Genomic DNA, 22,650 nt, shown 5'->3' on the forward strand with positions numbered 1-22,650 from the left:
GCGGTGAGGAGGGGGCGATGATGAAAGCGTTGATCAAGGGCGGCTTGTTGGGCGGTCTCGCCATGTTTATCTGGGGGACGATTTCCTGGACGGTTCTCCCCTGGCGGCGGACTAGTTTCAGGACCTTCACCGACGAAAACGCCGTCGCCCAGGTCCTGGTGGCGAACGCCCCACGTCGGGGCGTCTACGTTTTGCCGAACCCTTTTCGCGCGGGATCCCTTCCCGTGGACGGTCCCCAAGCTTTCGTCACCTTTGACGAACGGCGCCCGGATTCCCGGGGCCGACCGTTGGGCGGTGGATTGTTGATCAATCTTCTGGGAGGGGTCTGTTTGACCTGGCTCTTGATCCAGGCGAAATTGGGGTATTGGGGCCGGGTGGCTTCGGCCACGGCGGCGGGGCTTTTCGCGGGGGTCGTCAGCGATCTCCCCAATTGGAATTGGTGGAATTTTCCCACCGGCTACACCGTCGTCTCCGTCTTGGACCATACCCTCGCGGGTTTTCTCGCCGGGCTGGTCATCGCCTGGGCCCTTCAAGAGCCGGTTAAAACGATTCTCCCCGAATGACGTCCCGCTTCTGTCGAAGTTTTATGGCCCTGACGCTTCTGTTGGCCGTTTCCCCCGCCGGAGCCGCTGTTCTCGCCAAAAAGGACCGGCGATATTTGAGCGGAGTGTATAAAGACACCTGGGCCTGCCTGGCCCACTTCGTCAGCCCGAAAACAGGGCTTCCCTACGATTCCAGCCGTCGGCTCCCCGCGACCTCGACCACCAACATCGGGTTTTATCTGGCCGCCTGCGCCGTGGCCGGGCGGACCGGGCTCCTGCCGGCGCCTGAGGCCCGTGCCCGGATCGAAGCCGCGTTGACCAGTCTTGAAAAAATCCCGAAATTCCTGGGGGGATTTCCCGTCACGTGGGTGAACGCGGAAACGCTTCAACCGACGGAAAACCAATTTTCCACCGTGGATCATTTATCCAATCTCACGGCGGGCCTGCTGGTGGTCAAAGGGATTGTCCCGGAATTGGCGGGGCGCATCGATAAAATCCTGACACCCATGAATTGGGGAGACCTCTATGATCCTGCCCGGGGTTGGTTCAAGGGCGGCTGGCGTTTGGATAAAAAAGATTTCGATGTTCAACAAAAGGGATGGGACTGGTACTACAGCTATTTGGGGGCCGATACGCGTTTCGGCAGTTTTTGGGCCGTCGCCACCGGACAGGTTCCGCCGGAAAGCTGGTCGGCCCTGAACCGCGCCCAGGAAACCAAATACAATTTTTCCTATCTGGTCCCCGGGTGGCAGGGAGGCGGTCTCTTTATGCAATGCGTCACGGGGATCTTTCTGGACGAGCGCGCCACGGACATCGGGAAATCCGCGGCCGACTTCGCCTGGGCCCAGATTCTTCACGCCGACCGGATCGGATCGCCCGCCTGGGGTTGGTCCGCCTCGGAGAGTCCCAATGGCAAGGACTATCTCGGCTGGGGCGCCATCACCGACGCCGTGGTCACACCCCACGCGGCGGGCCTGGCCTCCATCTATTACCCTGCCCGGGCCGCCAGCAACCTCCGCTGGCTGGAAAGCAGGGCGCCCGCGCCCCGTTTAAAGAGGAAGGGCGTTCCTATCCCTTCGGTTTTCGCGACAGCCTGAATTGGCGAAACGGCCAAGTGTCCGGAACCACTCTCTGTCTGGACCAGGGAATGATGTTCTTGTCCCTGGCCAATCTCCTTCACGATGGGATTCTCTGGAAAGCGGTCGGGGTGGACCCCCATGTTCAGCGCGCCCTGAAAGAAATCTCGGACTACGCCACCGCGAACCCGACCCAACTTCAGCTCTTCGCCGAACGGGATTCCCCGGCCCCTCGCCGGAAGAAGTGAAACCGCGCGGAGTTGACAAATAACTCCCCTCTCGATATATTGTCTCTCAATGGAAGGGCATCCCCTCTGTGGCCCCGCTCTTTTTTCATCCTGCGGCCCGTTCCCCCGGTGTTGGACCCCGGAGGCGTCGCGCCGTCTCTGGACGGAAAACAGGTGACGGTATAACCCCCATGGCCCGCGTTCCCTTCCGCTCTTCCCGAACCGAATCGCGTCCCGCCTCCTCGCTTCAGCGAATCGGCGGCTCCTCTCTGGTGGCGTTGGGGACCATCGCCGCGCTCGGCTATTTCTTTCTTCCCGTTTTTCGATCGGAATCGCCCGCCGACCTTCCGGCTCATTTCCGCGCCCATCGCGCGGACTTCAATGCCTTGCGGGATCGACTGGCGGCCGAGCCGTCCTTGGAGGCCGTCGGGGTGGACAATGTTGAAGACTTCTGGCTTTTCGACGGACATTGGACCGCTTCCGGCAACCGTTTCCTCGCGTACACCCGGTCGGAAATGCTGGAAGCGGTGGGTCTTGCTCCGGCCAGGTACCAGGCCTATTTGGACCTTCTCGGCAAGGTTCACGCCTACCGCGTGGTTCGCCAGAGCGCCCGAGGCGTTCCGCTCCGGGGAAGTATTTTTCTTTTCCCCCGCCCCTCCGATGGAGGGAGAGGCGATCCCGTGATGATATTTTCCGAGCGCGCGCCGGAGCCTCTCCTCCCGCTGGAACGCGCCCGGCGGGCCAGGCAAACCGCCTACGCCCGGTTGGACGACGGCTGGTACGTCGGTTTCTCCCACCGATAAGTTTTCCCCGGAAATGACATAATGGTCGTCCGGCCGCCCCTCGGCCGCCTTTGACAAGGCGTTGGGGAGAGGCCGAAGGCCCCAACGGCAAGGAGATGTCCATGGCTTTTGACGAACTCAATTTTCATCCCGATATCATGCGCGCCGTGGAGGCTCTCGGCTGGCAAGATCCCACGCCCATTCAGCAGCAAGCGATTCCGCCGGTTTTGGAAGGCCGGGACGTCCTGGGCGCGGCCCAGACCGGAAGCGGAAAAACCGGGGCCTTCGCCCTGCCGATTTTAAACCATTTACTGACGGGGGAAAAACCCGGCCCCCGCGTGTTGGTTTTGGTCCCCACCCGGGAGCTGGCGTCCCAGGTGGATCAAACCTTCCAAGACTGCGCGCGGTTCACCCACATTAAAGTGGCCACCATCATCGGCGGCGTCGGTTACGATCAGCAACGGCGCGCCGTGGCCGAGGGCGCCCAGGTGATCGTGGCGACGCCGGGCCGACTTTTGGATCATCTTCAGAGCCGCGCGTTTACCCTCGCGCGCGTGGATCATGTGGTGTTGGACGAAGCGGACCGGATGCTGGACATGGGTTTTCTCCCCGACATCAAAGCCATCCTTCAACGTGTTCCGGCGGAGCGGCAGACGCTGATGTTCTCCGCGACCCTTGACGCTTCCATCGAACGCATTGCGTCCTTTGCATTGAAAGATCCCCTTCGAATCGAGGTGGCCCGCCCCGCCACGGTGGCGGAAGGCATCAGCCAAGTTCTTTACCCGATCATCCAAGAGCAAAAGAACGATCTTTTGGTGACTCTCCTACGCAACACGGAAATGCGCTCGGTTTTGGTGTTCACCCGAACCAAACACGGGGCGGACCGTTTGGCGCACCGCCTCGACATGGCGGGTTACCGCTCCGAGGTCCTTCACTCCAACCGCACGCAAAGGGAACGGACGGAGGCCATGGAAAAGTTCCGGCAAGGGAAGTCCCAAATCCTCGTGGCCACCGATATCGCCGCCCGAGGCATCGATGTCAAGGACATCTCCCACGTCATCAACTTCGACGTCCCCCAACACCCCGAAGACTATGTCCACCGCGTGGGCCGAACGGCCCGGGCCTACGGCGTGGGGGACGCCATCACCTTGATGGACCCCCTGGAGCAGGTGTTCGTGACGGACATCGAACGTTTCACAGGGCTTGTTTTTCCGCGCGCCATCGTGCCGAACTTTGCCTACAAGATCCCGCCCAAACTGGACGCGCCTAAACCCACCAACAAGACCTCCTGGGACCGGGTTTGGAGCCGCGGCCACACGAACGCGCTTCGCCGCCGCCGCTAATCGTTTCCCTGGGAGCGATCCCCCCTTCCGAGAAAATATTTTTATCAAGGGATTGAAATCCTGGCGTTCGCGGGCTATACTCAAAACGCGAATTGAGAAAATGAGACGAAGCTAAATGGCACAAAAAGTAACTTCCGGAACACGCAAATCTATTAAGGACATTCTCTCGGATGCCCATGTGGCCGCCCCTATGGATCTGAACCGGGCGGAGCAAGAGGCTCTCCGGAGCCAGCGTCCCATCCATCAAGCGCTGGTCGACATGGGCCTGGCCGACAAAATGGCGGTCCTTCAGGCTCTGGCGGCCGAATGGAACGTCCAAGCCATCGCCCTGGAAGAAGTGACCGTTCATCCGGACGTGGCGAAATTGGTTCCGGATGCGATCGCGCGAAAAAATTCCATCATGCCGTTCATTCGAGAGGATGGCGTTATCCTGGTGGTCATGGCGGACCCCCGGGATCCCCTGCTCCTGGAAGACATCCGGATGAAGACCGGGGATGAAGTGAAGGCCTTTCTGGCCATGCCCGCGGATATCGAGAAGGAATTGGATCGGGTGTACGGCACCACTCTGGACCACGAAGCTCCGGCCACCGACGCCCAGCTGAGCGACGCCGCGGAGGAAAAGACCCGGGAGATCATGGAATCCTTCCGGGATTCCGACCAGGTCGAGGCCGTTTCTCGGAAGACGGACCTCCTGGAGGTCGACGCTTCAGCCCCGGAGGTCGAACGGATCGTTAATGCCATGATTCTCTCGGCCATTCAACAGAAAGCTTCCGACATCCATATCGAGCCGATCGAAGACCCCGCCGGAAAAAAGTCCCGGGTGATCGTGCGTTTTCGGATCGACGGGTTCTTAAAGGAAGCCCCCTTCCGCATTCCCTGGGTTTTTCGCCAGGCCATTTTGGCCAAGATCAAGATCATGACCCAAAGCATGAACCTGACGGAACGGCGGATTCCACAGTCGGGCCGCATCGAGGTGCTGGCCAAGGGGCGCCCCATCGAGTTCCGGGTGGAAACCATCCCGACGGTTTACGGGGAATCGGCCAGTTTGCGGATGCTCGACAGGAAAAATGTCCAAGTGGACATCAATAAACTTGGTTTTCTCCCCGACATTCTCCAGCGGGTCTTGGATCAGTTGAGGGGCGTGGGGGGAAAGAAAAATTTCGGGATGATTCTCGTGACCGGGCCCACGGGTTCGGGAAAAACCACTACGCTGTATGCCTGCCTGAACCATATCAACCGGCCGGACATACGAATCTTGACGGCGGAAAACCCCGTGGAGTATAACATCGACGGGATTATCCAAGTGGCGGTCAACCCCGACATCAGCTTGGGGAAAGATCGGGTTTTTAACTTCGCCACGGCCCTCCGTTCTTTTCTTCGCCTCGATCCTGACGTCATCATGGTCGGCGAAATTCGGGATAAGGAAACCGCCACCATCGCCATGGAAGCGGCCATGACGGGTCACTTGGTTCTCTCGACGATTCACACCAACGATGCCGCCTCCACCGTTTCACGCCTGGCCGAAATGGGTCCGCCCGCCTACCTGGTCTCCAGCACATTAAAGGCGGTGCTCGCCCAGCGGCTTTGCCGGACGCTCTGCGCCGAATGCAAAGTTCCGGTGGCGCCCACGGCTGACGAAAAGGAGATTTTCCGCATGAATGGTTTTGAACTGCCCGATGACACCGTGGTCTACGCGGGCAAGGGATGCAAGGCCTGTAACGGCACCGGGCACAAGGGTCGCCTCGGGATCCACGAACTTCTCATTATGGACGAGACGGTTCGCCGGGTGGCGCTCTCGGACCTCACGGCGGACAGCATCCGGAACGCGGCCATCTTCCATTCACCCCAACGGATGCGGACCATGGTGCAAGACGGACTGATCAAGGTCCTTCAAGGAACAACCACCTTAAACGAGGTTCTGGGTTCGGTTGTGGAGGAAAAAGAGGCGTAGTTTTCCGTCGGCCAATCCCCCGCCTACCACCCCATGCCCTCCCGACCTGGAATCCTGCTCGCCCTTTCCGCCCCGCGGGGTCTCGGCAAAGTGACGCTGTGCCAGGCGTTACTGGATCGTGAGCCCGAGGCGAGGTTGTCCGTTTCTTGCACGACCCGGCCGCGCCATGCTCGAGAAATCGAAGGGTTTGATTTTTATTTCGTTTCCGATCAGGAATTCAAACGGCAAGCGGAATCCGGCGGGTTCCTGGAATGGGTAGAGATCAAAGGCCTCTTCTACGGGACGCCCCGAACGCCCCTGCTGGAAAATCTGGCGGCTGGCCGAGATGTCATTTTGAATGTCGATACGCAGGGCGCCCAGACCGTGAAGAAAGAGTTTCCGGACACTGTTCTCGTGTTCGTCAGTCCTCCCACCGTGGAGTCTTTAGTGATCCGATTGAAATCGCTGGATTCAACCCACCCTGAAAACTTGCCCGACCGTCTGTCCCGCGCGCGAGAAGATTTAGCCATGGCCCCGCGATACGATTACGTCGTGCTTAGCGACGGTTTGGCGGAAGCCGCGGATGAACTTTCCGCTATTCTTCGGGCGGAACGCCGTCGGGCCCGATGGTCCGAATCCGAAATCACGCAGTTGATCCAAACACCTCCTCCTCTCGATTAGTCGTTCCCTTCCTTTTATTTTTCCTCCCGGTCCACAGACCGTGCCTTTAATATGACAAAAGTGATAATGTATTGGCCCATGGACCTTCACCGGTTTTTTTCCAAGACGACCCCCTTCAGCGCTCTTCCCGCGGCGGAAATTCATCGACTGGCGGAAGCCGCCCAAAAACGAGCGGTCCCGAAAGGCGAGCGGCTCTATGCCGAGAACGACAGCGCCGCCAACACCTTTGTCGTGTTAACAGGCCAAGTCCAAATCACCCGCACCTCCTCGGATGGAAAACCTTTGACCATCGAGGTGTTGCGGGCGGGTGAAATCTTTGGCTGCGTCGGGTGCGCCGCCGCCGGGGAATACCCCTGCGGGGCCACCGCCGGTCCCGACGCCAGCGTCATCTCCTTGCCCATGGCCACCGTCGCTCAGCTTTTGGAAAGACATCCCAGTTTCAGCCGCGCCCTCTACTGGGACATGAGCCGCCGTATGCGCGAGGCCCAGAAACTTCGCACCCTCGGGACCGAATCCGTGGAGAAGCGGATCGCCGGGGTCCTGCTCTGGCTGGAGGAAAAGTTTGGCCCCACCCTTCCCTTCACCCGTCAAGCCATCGCCGAAATGGCCAGCACCACCCCGGAGTCCGCGATTCGAACCTTGATCCATTTTCGAAGGCAGGGCTTCATCAAAACCGGTTGGAAACGGATCACCCTTGAAAAAACCACCGCCCTCCGGGACCTCCTGGAAGGCGTGGGCGTTTAACCCGAATAATTCAGTTGCCCACGGTTCGGCGCAGAGCGCCGAACACCGGAGGCGGCAGAGCCGCTGAAAGGGGATTCGACGTAAAATCTGACCCTTTTTACTTCACAAAAAAGTTCGACCGTAGTCCCAGCTACGCTCTCACTTTTTTGTTTCGTAAAAAGAGCCATCTTTTCCGTCTCGGTCCTCGCGTGCAACTGAATTATCCGGGTTAACCCGAAAATCCATCGCTCCCCGGCCGTGGACGCGGAGGGTTGGTATTTGATAAAATCCCACTCGCCGAGAAAGAAAGGCTCCCCATCCCCGGTGGCAGGACGTCCGGCGAAAGGGTAGGTTGTTTTCCGCGGCCCGCGGCCTGACCCCATGAATCCATCGCCACCCCCATCGGAAAATTTGCCGCCCGTGCCCCTGTTTTCGCCTCCGGGGGACACCGGTTTTTCCCGTTTCAAAACCTTTGCCAGGCGCAACCTTTACCTTGGAGCCGCGCTGGGTTTGGGTTCGCCTCTCGGCTTGCTGGGGATCCGCTATTACTTCGATCATCGGCTCTTGGTGAACAGCTGGCTCCTGTGGGAACTGCGGGACCACGGCGAATACTATATGTACGCGGGCGTCGGCACGGTGCTGGCCATGGGGCTCTGGGGGCTTTGGGGCGGGAGAAAGGCCGATGTCCAACGCACCCGGGCGGAAGCCCTCGAGAGGGCGGCCCTTCGCCTTCGGGACATGGCGGACACGGACGGGCTCACCGGGGTTTTTGTGCGGCGGCACTTGTTGGAAAAATTGGATGACGAACTGCGCCGGGCGGAACGCTACAAATACCCCATTGCGAGCGTGTTCGCCGACGTGGACAACTTCAAGGCGTTCAATGAAACCCACGGCCACATGGTGGGGGACGAGGTTCTTCGCCGCATCGCCCAGGTGGTCCGAGCGGGCGTGCGCGAGACGGACATCGTGGGCCGTTACGGCGGGGACGAATTTTTGGTGATGTTGCCCCACGCCAACGCCCGGGAAGCCTTTTCCGCCGCGGAACGAATCCGGCGGGGCGTCGAGAGGCTGACCGTCTCCGACAAAGCCGGCGCGCCGGTCCCCATGACGGTGAGCGTCGGGGTGATCGCCGCCGTGCCCCACGACGCCGACGTGCTTCGATTTTTAGACATCGCTGATCAAGCCCTCCACCGTTCGAAAGGGCTCGGCAAGAACTGCACTATTTTATGCGACGTGCCGTCAACGGAGCCGGCCGCGCCACCACCGAAGGAGAAGCCGCAATGACCACCGAAACGTTGGAAAGCCCCGCCGTGAAAAATCGAGCCGTATTGGATTGGGTCCAAGAATGCGCCGCTTTGTTGAAACCCCAACACATCCACTGGGTGGACGGGACGGATTCGGAAAAGAAGGCGATGATCCAAGAGTGTTTGAAGACGGGCGAACTGGAAGCCTTGAACCACGAAACTCTGCCCGGATGTTATTTCCACCGTTCCGCCCAGAACGACGTGGCCCGCACCGAGCACCTCACCTTCATCTGCACGCCGACCAAGGAAGAGGCAGGTCCCAACAACAACTGGATGGCTCCGGCGGAAGGCTATGCCAAACTTCGCGCCATTTACGACGGCGCCATGAAAGGGCGCACGTTGTACGTCATTCCTTTCATCATGGGCCCGGCGGGTTCGCCGTTCTCCAAGGTGGGGGTCGAGATCACCGACAGTTTATACGTCGTTTTGAACATGGGCATCATGACCCGCATGGGAAACATCGCCTGGAAACAGCTCGGCGATTCCCCGAACTTCACCAAGGGCCTTCACTGCAAGGCGGACCTGAACGAAAGCCGCCGGTTCATCTGCCATTTTCCCCAGGACAACACCATTTGGTCCGTGGGCTCCGGCTACGGCGGCAACGCCCTGCTTGGAAAGAAATGTCTCGCGCTTCGGATCGCCAGCGCTCTGGGCCGCAAAGAGGGATGGTTGGCCGAACACATGCTGATCCTGGGCATTGAGAACCCCAAGGGGGAAAAGAAATACATCGCCGCCGCCTTCCCCTCGGCTTGCGGCAAGACCAACCTCGCCATGCTGATCCCGCCCGAGCATATGCTGGAGGAGGGCTACAAGGTGTGGACCTTGGGGGACGACATCGCCTGGCTTCGGGTGGGTCCCGACGGTCGGTTGTGGGCGTCCAACCCCGAGGCGGGTTTCTTCGGCGTGGTCCCCGGCACCAACAGCCGGTCGAACCCCAACGCCATGGAAACCATCCGCACGAACACCATTTACACCAACGTCGCCAAACTTCCCGACGGGAATGTCTGGTGGGAAGGCCACGACGAGCCCGCCCCCGAGGAATGTTTGGACTGGAAGGGCCACGCCTGGACGCCGGACATGGAGACCAAAGCGGCGCACCCCAACAGCCGTTTTACGGCCCCGGCCCGTCAATGTCCCTCCATCGCTCCGAACTGGGAAGACCCGGCCGGCGTGCCGATCGACGCGATTCTCTTCGGCGGCCGACGAGCCCACCTGACCCCGTTGATCACTCAAAGTTTCAACTGGCGCCACGGGGTTTTCATGGGCGCCACCATGGCGTCCGAAACCACGGCCGCCCAGCAGGGCGGCACTGTCGGGATCGTTCGCCGGGACCCCATGGCCATGCTTCCCTTCTGCGGCTACAACATGGCCGACTATTTCTCCCACTGGTTGTCCATGGGTGAAAAAATCAAAAATCCGCCGAAAATCTTCATCGCCAACTGGTTCCGCCACAGCAAGGAAGGAAAATTCCTCTGGCCCGGTTTCGGCGACAACATGCGGGTCTTGCTCTGGGTTCTGGAACGCACCCAAGGGCGCGGCCCCGCCGTGGAAAGTCCCATCGGCCATTTGCCGACCAAAGACGCCATCGACGTCCGGCACCTGCATCTGCCGGCTCCGGCCATGGAAGAATTGCTTTCCGTGGACCGCGGCGCTTGGGAAGCGGAATTGGCCGACATCGACAAGTTCTTCGCCCCCTTCGGCGACCGTCTGCCCGCCGCCCTCAAGGAAGAGCGAAACGCCCTGGCCGCCCGCCTCAAAAAGATCGGGGGTTAATAAAACCGGGCGTCTCTTTAGTGTAGTTGCCCGATTTATCGGGCGATCTTCACGGCATCCGTTTCCGACGGAATAAAGGCCCCATGAACGAGAGACCGGCGGATCGTCGTTCCTGTCTGGGCCGCGTCGAGTCGTGCCCCCTCCCCTTTTTTAAAGGGGAGGGTCGGGGAGGGGTGATGTCCACAGCCACGGAACAGTTGTTGAAAGACCATAAGATGGTTCGGAAAATCCTGGAAGGATTCCGGACGGACAATCCGCGCTTTCCGGAAATCCTGAAGACGCTCCAGCGCGTGGTCCTGGGCCACGCCTGGTTTGAAGATGAATTCCTTCTTCCCGCGCTCAAAGCCCGTCCGTTGATCTTCAAACCCTTCTGGGTGGAGATTTCCCAGGAGCACGAGGACATTGCCGCCCTGCTGGCCCTCCTCCGGAAGACCAAGCTTCAAGAACGGAACCCTGTGGAAGCCCGGGTCCTCACCCTCCGGTCCCTGCTCGACACTCACTTCGCCAAAGAAGAAGATGCTCTTTTCCCTCTCGCGGAAAAAGTGATTTCCGAGGAAGGACTGACCCGGATGGCGGTCGCCATGGAGCGGCGAAAAAATGAAGTCCGCGAGGTGTCGAAGACCTAATGTGGGACCAGCGGTACGCCGAGCCCGGATTTGCCTACGGCACCGCCCCCAACGATTTTTTGCGTGAACAGGCCGCCCGTTTTCCTCCGGCGGGGAGACTGTTGAGTGTCGCCGAGGGGGAAGGACGGAACGCCGTGTTCCTGGCCGCGCTCGGCCACACGGTGACGGCGGTGGACCAAAGCGCGGTGGGTTTGGCCAAAGCCGCGCGTTTGGCCGCCGAACGAAAGGTGCCTCTGGCCACCCGCCAGGCGGATTTAACGGAATTTGATTTGGGAATCGCCGCCTGGGACGGAATCGTTTCCGTCTGGGCCCATCTCCCCGCCGACGTTCGTCGGGTTTTCCATAAGCGATGCGTGGCGTCCCTGAAACCCCATGGCATTTTCCTCTTGGAAGCCTACAGCCCTCGCCAGCTTTCCATGGGAACCGGCGGCCCATCCCACCCCTCCTTTCTCATGCCCCTGGCCGACGTTCAAAATGAACTTTCCGGCCTTCACTTCGAGATCGCCCGGGAAATTCAGCGGGAGGTCCACGAGGGCGCCTATCACAACGGCCCCAGCTGGGTTCTCCAAATTCTCGGCATCAAACCGGCGTGAAGCCGAACTACCGACGGATGATCAAAGGCCTGGTGTCCAAGGGCCCTCCCGAGTGGAGCGTCTACCTGGTCCGATGCGTGGACGGGTCTCTGTATACGGGCATCGCGAAAGACGTTCATGGGCGCGTGGAGAAACATAACAAAGGCAAAGGCGCCGCCTACACCCGGGCCCGTCGTCCGGTCAAACTCCTCCATCGAGAGGTCGGTTTCACCCGTTCCCAGGCCCTCATCCGGGAAGCCGAAATAAAACGGTTTCCCCGTCCCAAAAAAGAAGCCCTCATCCGTCCCTCCTCCCTGCCCGGGAAAATGAGGCTCCCCCGAAGGCGGAGAAAACCGGTTGTTTCCACGTAAACGGCCGTTCGGGGTACTTTTGTGGGGGATTGTTTTGCTCTCGGATCCCTTGTTGCCTCCCTCTACCCACCCACATTTTTCTCTCCAAGCAGGCTATCGAAACGTCACCACCGGAAACCAAACGTTGCAGGGCCCCGAGTCTGGCGCCGCGTTCCATTATTAGCCCAAGAAGATTTCAAATAGTTGGATCGGGCCATGGAGGGAAAGATATAATAGAAAGCCTTCGTGTGAGGCGCTCACGCACGACGTCAGACAAATTAAAAATTGTCAGTGCAGTCCCAGCACGCCGTGTTGGGGCACAGGGCCGACGTCTCCGCTGGAGGGATGGCAGAGCGGTCGAATGCGGACGACTTGAAAACCACTTACAGGACAGCCAAAACCGCACTCTTCTGATGAAGAGACCGCGACCCCGTGTGACCGTTTTTGACGGTTTTTTACGGGTTGGCCGTAAAACAAGGCCGTAAGGGGCCGTAAACAGGCTAAAATAAGTTTTTGGAGGGGTGGCAGAGTGGTCGAATGCGGACGACTTGAAATCGTCTGTGGGCGAAAGCTCACCGGGGGTTCGAATCCCTCCCCCTCCGCCATTTTTGGTTCGTGCCAGAATGCAACAGCTTGAGGGACGCTTTCAAGTTATCAGGTTATGCGGTTTTCGCCGGTTATGCGAGGGTGCCTTTCCCATCGTGGACGCACGAAGCGGCGAATGAAGGTGGTTTTTTATCGCAACCCACGGAAAACCCGGAAGCCCCTAAAAATGCCTTGACACGATCCGGACGTTTCGCTATTATTATCACACTCGATGGTCGAGTGCTGATTTAGAAGGCGTGGATCGGCGTTTGATCGACGGACAGAAGCCAATGGGTCCCTTCGGACCGTTGGCTTTTTATGGGCGGTTAAATTAGCAGTCGCATGAACCGATTGCCAAAAAACGCAAGGAGGCATCTATGGTAGACGCAGTTCTCACCAAGGTCAAAATTCGGCCCCTCGGGGACCGGGTGGTGGTCAAGCCCTTGGACAAGGAAAAGCAGGAACGCGGCGGGTTGATCATTCCCGACACCGCGAAGGAAAAGCCCCAGGAAGGCGAAATCATCTCCGCCGGCCGAGGCAAGACCTCAGACGAGGGGAAACTTATCCCGATGGACGTGAAGCCCGGCGACCGGGTGCTCTATGGGAAATACTCGGGCACCGAAATTAAAATCGACGGCGAGGATTACCTGATCATGCATCAGGAAGACATTCTCGGCATCCTGGACGTAAAATAAGTTCCTAGGAGGAACTCTTTCCATGGCTAAACAAATCAAATACTCGGACGAAGCGCGCAAGGCCCTCAAAGCCGGCGTCGACAAGTTGTCCGAAGCGGTGAAAAGCACCCTGGGCCCCAAGGGCCGCTATGTGGTGTTGGATAAGAAATTCGGCTCGCCCACCGTCACCAACGACGGCGTGACGATCGCCAAAGACATCGAGCTGGAGGACCCCTTTGAAAACATGGGCGCCCAGCTGGTGCGCGAAGTGAGCTCCAAGACGAACGACGTGGCCGGCGACGGCACCACGACGGCGGTCGTGCTCGCCCAAGCGATCATCTCCGAGGGGTTCCGCAACATCACGGCCGGCGCCAACGCCACCCATATTAAACGCGGCATCGACAAGGCCGTGGAAGTGGTGGTCGCGGACTTGAAAAAGAACGCGAAGAAAATCAACATCGACGCCAAGGCGAAAGACGAGATCACCCAAATCGCCACGATCTCCGCTTCCGACCGGGAAATCGGCCAGAAGATCGCCGACGCGATCTTGAAAGTCGGCAAAGACGGCGTGATCACGGTGGAGGAAGGCAAAACCTCCGTCACCACGGTCCGCACCGTCGAAGGGATGCAGTTCGACCGGGGTTACATCTCCCCCTACTTCGTGACCGACGCCGATCGCATGGAGGGTGTGTTGGAAGACCCTCTGATCGTCATCACGGACAAGAAGGTTTCGGCCATGAACGACCTCCTGCCCATTTTGGAGAAAATCGTCCAACAGGGCCGGCCGTTCCTCCTGATCGCGGAGGACGTGGAAGGCGAAGCGCTGGCGACCCTCGTGGTCAATAAGCTCCAGGGCCGTCTCCGCGCCGTGGCGGTGAAAGCCCCCGGGTTCGGCGACCGCCGCAAAGAAATGTTGGAAGACATCGCCACCCTCACCGGCGGCCAGGTCATCACCGAAGAGAAAGGCCACAAGATCGAGAAGGCCGAAATCGTGATGTTGGGCCGCGCCACCCGCGTGGTCGTGGACAAAGAGAACACCACGATCGTGGGCGGACAGGGCGACGAGAAAGTGATCAAAAGCCGCATCGCCCAAATCAAAAAGCAGATCGAAGAGACCACCTCGGACTACGACAAGGAGAAGCTCCAGGAACGTTTGGCGAAGCTCTCCGGCGGCGTGGCGGTCATTGAAGTGGGCGCCGCGACCGAGACCGAAATGAAGGCGAAGAAATACAAAGTCGAAGACGCCATGCACGCGACCCGCGCGGGCGTGGAAGAAGGCATCGTCTCCGGCGGCGGCGTCGCGCTCCTGCGCGCGCAGAAATCCTTGGACGGCTTGAAAGGCGCGGACGCCGACGAGCAGACCGGCATCAGCATCATCCGCCGGATCCTCGAGGACCCGCTCCGCACCATCGCCGAGAACGCCGGCGTCGACGGGTCCATCGTGGTGGACAAGGTCCGCAACAACCCCGACCCGAACTTCGGCTACGACGCGGAGAAAAACGAGTACGGCGACCTGTTGAAGTTCGGCGTGGTAGACCCGGTCAAGGTCACCCGTTGCGCTCTCCAGAACGCGGCCTCCGTGGCGGGCCTGCTCCTCACGACGGACGTTCTCGTGACGGACATCCCTGAGAAGAAGCAAGGCGGTCCTGCGATGCCCGGCGGCATGGGCGGCATGGGCGGCGGCGACTTCTAAAAATCCGTCTCACCATCGTTCACCGCAAGGGCGGGGTTCTTCGGAACCCCGCCCTTGCTATTTGGTCCTGGTTTCGCCTGGCGCCTTGACATTTAGCTGGTCGCGTGTATAATTATACAGTCGACCAATAAAAACCTATGCCGCGCCCCTCCCAACATATCGACCAAAAACTCCTCGCCGCGGGGCGCGCCCTCGTGGCGGAAAAGGGGTTTGCGGCCCTCACGGTGCGGGCGGCGGCATTGCGAGCGGGGGTGAACCCCGGCATGTTCCATTACCACTTCAAGACCAAGCGCGTTTTTAAGCGCCGGGTTCTGGAGGCGTTTTATGAGGATTTCTTTCAACGTTTCACCCTCGCCATTCAAGGCCGGGGGCCGCTGGAGCGCCTTCGGGAGTCCCTTCGCTATTTAGGGCGGTTTGCCGGGACCCATCGCCGGGTGGGGTTCACGCTGGTCCAGGACGCGTTGGCCGGAAATCAGGACACCGTGAATTTCATCGCCAAAAACTTTCTCCGCCACATTGAGATCATTCGCGGGTTGGCGGTAGAGGCCCAGCGGGCGGGGGAGTTGGCCCCCGCGCCCTTGCCGTTCGTCATGACGTTTTTGATGTGCACGGTGGGCCTGCCGTCTTTCCTGTTGGAGGCGCTCCGTCGTTCCGGGGCGCGGCGCCCCTATGGATTTCCTTATTCTGTCGTCGAAAAAGCGCTTTTTACCGAAACGGCCATTGATCGTCGCGTGGACGCGGCCCTGCGCGGGCTGGGGGCGGCATGAAAAAGCGACTGCTCCTCTTAGTGCCCTTTCTCGCCCCCGCCGGATGGGGTGAGGTCCTGCGGTTGGATCTGGCGTCGGTAGAGCGGGAAACCTTGGCCCATTCCCCGCGACTCATGGCCGCCCAGGAAACCACTCGCGCGGCGGAGTTCCGCGCCGGCGCCCAGCGATCGCTCCTATCCCCGGTCCTGGCCTTGGACGGATCCTATCGGCACCAATCCGAAGTTCCCGCCTTTAAGGCCAGTCCCCTCGGCGCGCCCGTGGAGCTTGGGGACAACACTAACTATTCCGTCGGCCCGGCGATTAATTGGTTGGCATGGGATTCGGGCGCGGTGCGGGGAGGCGCCAACGCGTTAAGCCGCCAGGCGTCGGCGCGATCGGAGGATGTTCGGTCGACGGAAACCCAGTTGAGGTTGGCCGCCCAAACCCAGTATTTCCAGGTTCAAGGAGCCGCCGAACAGGTACGCCTGTTGGCCGACGGACTCCGTTTGGCCCAGGCGCAACGGGACGATGTGCGGGTGAGGAACCAAGCGGGCGCGGCCAGCCGCCAAGACCTCCTCCAAGCCGAAACCGAGGTCCTCGCGCGTCGTCGGGAATTCCGCGAGGTTCAAACGGCTTTGGCCATGGGGGTCCGGGACCTCTTGACCCTCATGGGTCAGGGCAAAACGTTGGATTTGGCCCGCCCCCTCCCCGAGTCTCTCGCCACCCTTCGACCGGAGGGCGTTCCGGAGCCGACTCTGATTCTTTCTCTCCCAGCCACCGCCTCTCTCCGGGCGGAATTCGCGCCCGCGGCCGATCGGCCCTTTGACTCCGCGCGCCCTGAACTCGTTTCCCTCAGCCTCGAGGCGGAAGCCGCGCGGTTCGCGGCGCGAGCGGCCAAGGCGGGGCATGGGCCCAGCGTGCAACTCCTGGCCAAAACCAGTCGGGATTATCCCAACGGGCCGGTCCATGAAGTCATCACCCAAAACACCTTTGGCGCCGTGGCTCGCTGGCCGCTCTTCGAAGCCGGGCGGGTGACCCGGCAAGTGAAGGAACAGGAAGCCCTGGCCCGATCCACGGACAACCGGCTTCGCCAGACGGAAGATAACCTTTGGCGCGACTGGCAACGGGCCCGGGACCGGCTGGCGGGGCTTTTGGAGGAAGCGGGGTACGAACGGGATTCCGTTCGCGAGCGCGAACGTTTGGCCAAGCTGGTCTATGACGCCTATCGAGCGGGGCAAACGCCGTTTCTGGAAGTTCAGGCCGCCAATCTGGGACTGCTCCAGGCCCAGTCCCAGTCCGTGATCACCGAGGTCAACATTCTCTCCCAGTTGGCTCTCCTCCGAAGTCTTTCCACCGAGGTGACTCCATGAAAAAGAAACTTCTGCTCCTGCTCCCGATCTTCGCCGTGGGCGCTTTTGTCTTATGGCGCGTCACACACCCCCCGGTGTTTATCTTCGCCGGCACCGTGGAGGCCACGGAGGTCGATTTGAGCTCCCGGCTCGCCGCCCCCGTTCTGGAAATAGGTCCGAGCGAGGGCGATCCCGTCGTCCGCGGGGCGGTAGTGGTCCGGTTGGATGGGGCGGACCTTCGGTTGGCGGCCGAACAGGCGGAACGGGATTACCAGCGGGGCGTCGGGCTGAACCGAAACGGCTCCCTGCCGGCCGAGGCCTTGGAACGGCTTCGTTTTCGCCGGGACGACGCGGCCCTGCGGCTTTCTTGGTGCGCCATTCAATCTCCCTTAAATGGCGCCGTTCTGCGCCGTTACCGGGAACCCGGCGAGTGGGTCACTCCGGGGCAAAAAATATTGACGCTGGCCAACCTCCGCGACCTCTACGCCTACGTGTACGTCCCCGCGTCCGTCATGGAAGGGTTGAAATTGAACCAAACGGTGACCGCCCTCCTTCCCTTTGCCGAAGAGCGGCGGCTGGCGGGGAAAATCATTCACATCCGGAACGAGGCGGAATTCACGCCCAAGAATGTCCAAACCCGCACCGAGCGCGAGCGATTGGTGTTTGGGATCAAGATCGCCTTCGATAACCAAGACGGTCTGTTGAAGCCGGGCATGTCGGTTGAACTGACCTTTTGAAGAATACCCTCTCCATTCAGATCTCGGACGTTCACAAACGCCTCGGGCCGAACCAGGCGTTGGCGGGAGCGACCTTGAGTTTGGAGGCGGGCGGACTTTATGGACTGATCGGCCCGGACGGCGCGGGAAAAACAACGCTTCTCCGCACCGTCGTGGGGTTGCTCCGGCCCGATTCCGGGTGCGTGACCTTTCGCGTGGACGGCCTAACGGCCGCCTTCGAGGAGGCCCGGCCGTCCATCGCCTACATGCCGCAACAGCAAAGCCTCTACCCCGATCTGTCCATCAAAGAACATCTGGAATTCTTTCGGGACCTCTATCAAATTTCCAACGACCTGTACGTGCCCCGGCGAGACCGCCTGCTCCACCTCACGCGGCTGGAAAAGTTTCAGAACCGTCCGGCGGGGCAGTTGTCGGGGGGATGTGCAAAAGCTGGGTCTCATGTGCGCCCTCCTTCAGACCCCGGCCGCCCTCCTCCTGGACGAACCCACCAACGGCGTGGATCCCATCAGCCGGCGGGAATTTTGGGACCTCCTCTACGACCTCCGGAGCGAGGGGATTTTGATTTTGATCGCCACGGCCTACATGGACGAAGCGGAACGTTGCGGGGAGGTTTTTCTGCTGGAAAGCGGGCGGATCTGGACGTCCGGAGCGCCCCGGGCGATCCTGGAAAGAGAAAACGCCAATAATTTCGCGGAGCTTTTCGTCCGCCGCGCGGAGGTCGGGACGTGAAGGCCGTCGAGGCATTGGACCTCACGGTCCGCTTCGGCGATTTCACGGCGGTGGACGGCGTCACTTTCGATGTGGCGCCCGGTGAGATTTTCGGTTTTTTAGGGGCCAACGGGGCGGGGAAAACCACCACGATCCGCGTCCTCACGGGATTGCTTCCGCCCACTTCGGGCGGGGTCCGCGTGGCCGGCCTCACGTTCGAAGACGGCGGACGCGCCATCAAGTCCCGCGTGGGATACATGTCCCAACGGTTCACGTTGTACAACGATCTAACTGTCTCCGAAAATCTCTCCTTTGCCGCCGGCCTGCGGAAAATCCCTTCGGCTATTTCCGCCGAGAGGACGCGCCGTCTTTTGAATTTCATCAAGTTCGACCAGCCCTTAAACACACTGGTGCGAAACCTTCCCGGAGGCCTCAAGCAGGAGGTTTCCCTCGTGGCCGCGCTCCTGCACGATCCGGAGATCGTGTTTTTGGACGAACCCACCGCCGGTGTCTCTCCGTCTTCCCGGGCGCGTTTCTGGGCCCTCATCCGTGGACTCGCCAAGGAAGGCAAAACCATTTTTGTCACCACCCATTACATGGACGAAGCCGAAGAGTGCGGGCGGATCGCTCTCATGCGGGCGGGGCGCATCATCGCCCTCGGGAGTCCCGCCGATTTAAAAAAGAAGGCTTTTCCCGAGCGCTTGTTGGAAATTCAATGGAAGGGGGCTGCTCCGGAGGGATGGCGGAATGCGCTCTTGTCCGGGGCGGCGATGTCCGTCGTGCCCTACGGGTTGACGCACCATGTCCTGGTCCGAGACCAGGCGGCCTGGACTCTCTTCGCGTCCGACCATTCGGGGAAACTCTCGGCGCGTGACATCCAACCGTCCCTGGAAGATGTTTTTATCCGTTTGGTGGAGGGGGTCGACCGATGACCGTAACCCGGCGGCTCCCTCGGCGTTTCATTCCGGGCCGCGCTCTTTCCATCGCTCGGAAAGAAATCCGCCATCTCGCGCGGGATCCCTTCACTCTCGGCATGGCCCTGGGTGTTCCCGTGCTCCTCGTTCTTTTCTTCGGGTATGTGTTGGATTACGACGTGAAACGCGTCCACCTCCTTGTCGTGGACCGGGACCAGACCCGGGTTTCGAGGGAACTGGTGGACGTGTTCGCCGGCGCGGACTACTTCACTCCTTTGGCGCTCCGACACGGAGAAACGCCGTTGGGAACGCTGGAGGAAGGTCGCGCCAAGGCCATTTTGTTCATCGAACCGAATTTCGCGGGCGGCCTCGCGAAAGGCCAGACCGCCCGGGCCCAAATCGTGATCGACGGATCCGACAACCAAACCACCAGCGTCGTCGCCAGTTACCTGGGCGCGCTTCAGAGCGCTCTCTCCGCCCGGCTGGTTCCGGAGTCCCGGGGGCCCCCGGTGGAACTTCGAACCCGTTTTCTTTTCAACCCGGAACTGAACAGCCGCTGGTTCGTGGTGACGGGCCTCTTCGTGGTGGTCACCGGAATTGTTTCGGTGCTTTTGACCGCGTTAACGGTGGCGAGGGAATGGGAAACCGGCTCCATGGAACTCTTGCTCTCCACCCCTGTCCAACCGCTGGAGATCATTGCGGGTAAACTCGCTCCCTACATGGGTCTGTGTCTCGCCGCCGTGGGCCTTGTCTACGTGGCGGCGCGGGCGGGATTTGGAATTCCTTTTAACGGAAACCACGGGACGTTTTTGCTCGCCTGCGTCCTCTTTCTCACCTGCACCTTGGCCCAGGGGCTTTTGATCTCGGTGCTGACGCGCCAACAGCAGTTGGCCATGCAGTTCTCCAACCTCACCGGCCTCCTCCCGGCCACGCTCCTGTCGGGGTTTGTCTTCCCGGTGGAAAGCATGCCCGTCTTTTTTCGATATTTGACGACGATTCTCCCGGCCCGTTGGTTCGTGGTCTCCTGTCGGGGAATATTTTTGAAGGGGGAGGGCGTGGCGGAACTGGCGCTCCCCTTGGGACTAATGGCTTTGATCGGAACGACCTTGGTTTTCCTGGCCGTCAAGAAATTCAAGAGGGATTTGGAACCGTGAACCCGACCCTTCTCGCCTTCATCAAAAAAGAGTTCATCCAAGCTCTCCGGGACAAACGCATGCGGATGATCATCTTCGTGATTCCCGTGGTCCAGATGACGCTCTTCGGTTTGGCGCTCTCCAACGAAATAAAAAATATTCGCCTGGCCGTTTACGCGGATCCCGCAGACCACCTGGCGCGTCAGGTGGGGGAACGCGCCGCGGCTTCCGGATGGTTCCGCCTGGTTCCCGCCGATGACCCCGACCCCTTTCGGCTCATCCGTTCGGGCCGAGCGGACGCGGCGCTGGTGGCGCCTCCGGGCGGGTTGGACCGCGCCCTGGCCCGCCAACAGGGGCGGGCCCAACTGTTGGTGGACGCGACCAACGCCATCAAAGGACGAGTCATCGAGAGTTATCTCAACGCGGTGTTGAGGCGGACTCTGGCGGACGAAAACCTCCCGCCTTCAGGGCCGCCGGGGGTGTGGTTCGAAACACGGGTCTTGTACAATCCGACGCTGGAGACCTCGGCCTATCTTGTTCCGGGCGTGATGGGGCTCATCCTCTGCCTGGTGACCATCCTCCTGGCCAGCATGTCCATGGCGCGGGAACGGGAACTGGGGACGTTCGAGACGCTGATCGCCGCGCCTGTCGAGCGCTGGGAGATCTTCGTCGGGAAAACCCTTCCCTACATGATCCTCGGCCTGGCGGACGTGCCGCTTCTGATCGCGCTCGGGGTGTGGGGATTTCAAGTCCCGCTTCGGGGCCCGTTGTGGGCGCTGTTTTTAGCGGCGGGGGTGTTCGTCGGGACCACGGTGTGCGTCGGCACCCTGATTTCGACCTTCGCGAAAAACCAACAACAGGCCATGATGGGAGGATTCCTTTTCCTCTTTCCCGCGATTCAATTGTCGGGTGTTATGGCGCCCATCGAGAACATCCCCGCGTTCTTCGCTCCCATTTCTTGGTTAAACCCTCTGCGGTTTTTCGTATCGCTGACCAGGCAGGTGATGCTGAAAGGGACCATCGGTCCTTTCTACTGGACCCACCTGGGGGCCCTGGCGGTTCTGGGCGCCCTGGCCGCCGCGGCCAGCGTTCATCGTTTCCGACGGACACTTGTTTGATTTTTTCCCTTCGGCGCCGGACCCCGGTCCGGCAAAAAAACTTCTTGCGACCTCTTCCGAATTTGCTAAATTTCTACCTGTCGACCGGTTCCTCACTCGGGCACCTCTCGGCTTCTCCGAACCCTACGAGGGACGGCGACGTTTTAAAATCATAATCTAGGAGTTTCAACTCTTTCTCCCATGACGTCCCACATCAACGCGCCATCGTCCGGACCCACGCCGCGGCCGGCGCCGCCGGCTTCCGCAGGGCCACTTCCGAGGGATTACGGTGTCACCCGGTTGGTCCTCTTGCCCCGGGACCCCCGCTGGATGCACGCCTATTGGGAAGTCGCTCCCTACACCTGGGACGAAGTGCGCAAACAATTTGGGGCCATTTTGGAACAGGGCCGCTCCGTCCTTCGGGTTCATTCCGACCACAACGGAAAAAAACAAAGCTTCGACGTGGACGTCCATGTGGAAGCCCGCAATTGGTACGTGTTCTCCCCGCGCGGCGACGGCCAGTGGCACGCGGAGTTGGGCCTGATTTTGCCCGACGGCCGTTTCGTTTTGCTGGCGATCTCCAATACCATCCGCCTGCCCACCGGCCAAATTTCGGACCAACTGGACGAAAAGTGGGGAATGCTCAAAGCGGATTGGGAACGGTTGTTTGAACTGTCGGGCGGCGGGCGCCTGGGGGCCGGGTCCCTGGACATCGCCAAAATGTTGGCTCAGCGCTGGGAACTGCTCAAGAGCGTTTCCTCCCTGTCCATGATCCCGACCTCTCCCACGGGCGCCAGCTGGGGCCGCGTACCCACGCGCCACAAGGGGTTCTGGCTCGTGGCCGATACGGAGGTCATCGTTTACGGCGCTACGGAGCCGGACGCCAGCCTCACGTTCCAGGGGCGGCCCATTCCCTTGAACCCGGACGGCACTTTTTCTTTCCGCTTCGCTCTTCCGGACGGCCAGCAGGTCTACCCCATCCAGGCCACCAACCACGACGGGGACCTCTCGCGGTTCATCGAGTTTAAAGTTTCCCGTCAGTCCCGCAAGGGGCAGGAATAAGGGCTCCACCAGGGCGGAACGCA

The 22,650-nt window shown here is 60.5% G+C and carries 23 protein-coding genes and 1 tRNA gene; all 24 read left to right on the plus strand.

Annotated features, from left to right (window positions below; translation table 11 throughout):
* The first annotated feature begins 17 nt into the window (after nucleotides 1-17).
* The 24 genes from IPP35_07415 (at nucleotide 18) to IPP35_07530 (ending at nucleotide 22,627) form a co-directional block, all read left to right on the plus strand.
* Nucleotides 18-563, plus strand: a complete 546-nt coding sequence (locus IPP35_07415; GenBank protein ID MBL0058927.1) for a hypothetical protein — start codon at nucleotides 18-20, stop codon at nucleotides 561-563.
* Nucleotides 560-1,639 (plus strand): DUF3131 domain-containing protein, encoded by a 1,080-nt coding sequence (locus IPP35_07420; protein MBL0058928.1) that lies wholly within the window; start codon nucleotides 560-562, stop codon nucleotides 1,637-1,639. Before IPP35_07415 ends, IPP35_07420 begins: the two co-directional genes overlap by 4 nt.
* Nucleotides 1,640-1,656: 17 nt before the next feature.
* Nucleotides 1,657-1,866, plus strand: coding sequence for a hypothetical protein (locus IPP35_07425; GenBank protein MBL0058929.1), 210 nt, complete (start codon nucleotides 1,657-1,659; stop codon nucleotides 1,864-1,866).
* Nucleotides 1,867-2,036: 170 nt separating this feature from the next.
* Nucleotides 2,037-2,648, plus strand: coding sequence for a hypothetical protein (locus tag IPP35_07430; protein ID MBL0058930.1), 612 nt, complete (start codon nucleotides 2,037-2,039; stop codon nucleotides 2,646-2,648).
* A 101-nt stretch (nucleotides 2,649-2,749) separates the two neighbouring features.
* Nucleotides 2,750-3,970, plus strand: a complete 1,221-nt coding sequence (locus IPP35_07435; protein MBL0058931.1) for a DEAD/DEAH box helicase — start codon at nucleotides 2,750-2,752, stop codon at nucleotides 3,968-3,970.
* 115 nt (nucleotides 3,971-4,085) lie between these two features.
* Entirely contained in the window at nucleotides 4,086-5,921 is a 1,836-nt protein-coding gene (gene tadA, locus IPP35_07440) for a Flp pilus assembly complex ATPase component TadA (protein MBL0058932.1), read from the plus strand.
* Between the two features lie 33 nt (nucleotides 5,922-5,954).
* Complete coding sequence (gene gmk, locus IPP35_07445) at nucleotides 5,955-6,581, plus strand: guanylate kinase (GenBank protein ID MBL0058933.1); 627 nt, start codon at nucleotides 5,955-5,957, stop codon at nucleotides 6,579-6,581.
* Nucleotides 6,582-6,632: 51 nt separating this feature from the next.
* Nucleotides 6,633-7,325: a Crp/Fnr family transcriptional regulator gene (locus IPP35_07450; protein MBL0058934.1), complete on the plus strand. Its 693-nt coding sequence runs from the start codon at nucleotides 6,633-6,635 to the stop codon at nucleotides 7,323-7,325.
* Between the two features lie 399 nt (nucleotides 7,326-7,724).
* Complete coding sequence (locus IPP35_07455) at nucleotides 7,725-8,588, plus strand: GGDEF domain-containing protein (protein MBL0058935.1); 864 nt, start codon at nucleotides 7,725-7,727, stop codon at nucleotides 8,586-8,588.
* Nucleotides 8,531-10,381 (plus strand): phosphoenolpyruvate carboxykinase (GTP), encoded by a 1,851-nt coding sequence (locus IPP35_07460; protein ID MBL0058936.1) that lies wholly within the window; start codon nucleotides 8,531-8,533, stop codon nucleotides 10,379-10,381. Before IPP35_07455 ends, IPP35_07460 begins: the two co-directional genes overlap by 58 nt.
* Nucleotides 10,382-10,557: 176 nt before the next feature.
* On the plus strand, nucleotides 10,558-11,007 hold the full coding sequence (locus IPP35_07465; protein MBL0058937.1) for a hemerythrin domain-containing protein: 450 nt from the start codon (nucleotides 10,558-10,560) through the stop codon (nucleotides 11,005-11,007).
* Nucleotides 11,007-11,600: a class I SAM-dependent methyltransferase gene (locus tag IPP35_07470; GenBank protein MBL0058938.1), complete on the plus strand. Its 594-nt coding sequence runs from the start codon at nucleotides 11,007-11,009 to the stop codon at nucleotides 11,598-11,600. The genes IPP35_07465 and IPP35_07470 overlap by 1 nt, the downstream gene beginning before the upstream one ends.
* Nucleotides 11,601-11,617: 17 nt before the next feature.
* The gene (locus IPP35_07475; GenBank protein MBL0058939.1) at nucleotides 11,618-11,950 is read left to right on the plus strand and encodes a GIY-YIG nuclease family protein; all 333 of its coding nucleotides are present in this window, start codon (nucleotides 11,618-11,620) and stop codon (nucleotides 11,948-11,950) included.
* A gap of 494 nt (nucleotides 11,951-12,444) precedes the next feature.
* Nucleotides 12,445-12,534 (plus strand) — tRNA-Ser (locus IPP35_07480).
* Between the two features lie 357 nt (nucleotides 12,535-12,891).
* Nucleotides 12,892-13,209, plus strand: a complete 318-nt coding sequence (groES, locus tag IPP35_07485; protein ID MBL0058940.1) for a co-chaperone GroES — start codon at nucleotides 12,892-12,894, stop codon at nucleotides 13,207-13,209.
* A gap of 22 nt (nucleotides 13,210-13,231) precedes the next feature.
* Nucleotides 13,232-14,881 carry a chaperonin GroEL gene (gene groL, locus IPP35_07490; GenBank protein ID MBL0058941.1) on the plus strand — a complete coding sequence of 550 codons (1,650 nt, stop codon included), beginning with the start codon at nucleotides 13,232-13,234 and terminating at the stop codon, nucleotides 14,879-14,881.
* Nucleotides 14,882-15,018: 137 nt separating this feature from the next.
* On the plus strand, nucleotides 15,019-15,648 hold the full coding sequence (locus IPP35_07495; protein MBL0058942.1) for a TetR/AcrR family transcriptional regulator: 630 nt from the start codon (nucleotides 15,019-15,021) through the stop codon (nucleotides 15,646-15,648).
* A complete protein-coding gene (locus tag IPP35_07500) occupies nucleotides 15,645-16,997 on the plus strand; it encodes a TolC family protein (GenBank protein MBL0058943.1) in 1,353 nt (450 codons plus the stop codon). Before IPP35_07495 ends, IPP35_07500 begins: the two co-directional genes overlap by 4 nt.
* On the plus strand, nucleotides 16,994-17,713 hold the full coding sequence (locus tag IPP35_07505) for an efflux RND transporter periplasmic adaptor subunit (GenBank protein MBL0058944.1): 720 nt from the start codon (nucleotides 16,994-16,996) through the stop codon (nucleotides 17,711-17,713). The genes IPP35_07500 and IPP35_07505 overlap by 4 nt, the downstream gene beginning before the upstream one ends.
* Nucleotides 17,710-18,399 (plus strand): ABC transporter ATP-binding protein, encoded by a 690-nt coding sequence (locus IPP35_07510; GenBank protein ID MBL0058945.1) that lies wholly within the window; start codon nucleotides 17,710-17,712, stop codon nucleotides 18,397-18,399. Before IPP35_07505 ends, IPP35_07510 begins: the two co-directional genes overlap by 4 nt.
* Before the next feature lie 39 nt (nucleotides 18,400-18,438).
* The gene (locus IPP35_07515; GenBank protein MBL0058946.1) at nucleotides 18,439-19,353 is read left to right on the plus strand and encodes an ABC transporter ATP-binding protein; all 915 of its coding nucleotides are present in this window, start codon (nucleotides 18,439-18,441) and stop codon (nucleotides 19,351-19,353) included.
* 29 nt (nucleotides 19,354-19,382) lie between these two features.
* A complete protein-coding gene (locus IPP35_07520; protein ID MBL0058947.1) occupies nucleotides 19,383-20,489 on the plus strand; it encodes an ABC transporter permease in 1,107 nt (368 codons plus the stop codon).
* A gap of 59 nt (nucleotides 20,490-20,548) precedes the next feature.
* A complete protein-coding gene (locus IPP35_07525; protein ID MBL0058948.1) occupies nucleotides 20,549-21,586 on the plus strand; it encodes an ABC transporter permease in 1,038 nt (345 codons plus the stop codon).
* Between the two features lie 279 nt (nucleotides 21,587-21,865).
* Entirely contained in the window at nucleotides 21,866-22,627 is a 762-nt protein-coding gene (locus IPP35_07530) for a DUF4912 domain-containing protein (GenBank protein ID MBL0058949.1), read from the plus strand.
* Nucleotides 22,628-22,650: the final 23 nt, after the last annotated feature.

It is taken from the genome of Elusimicrobiota bacterium (assembly GCA_016721625.1).
In the GTDB taxonomy this organism is placed as follows: Bacteria; Elusimicrobiota; Elusimicrobia; order FEN-1173; family FEN-1173; genus JADKHR01.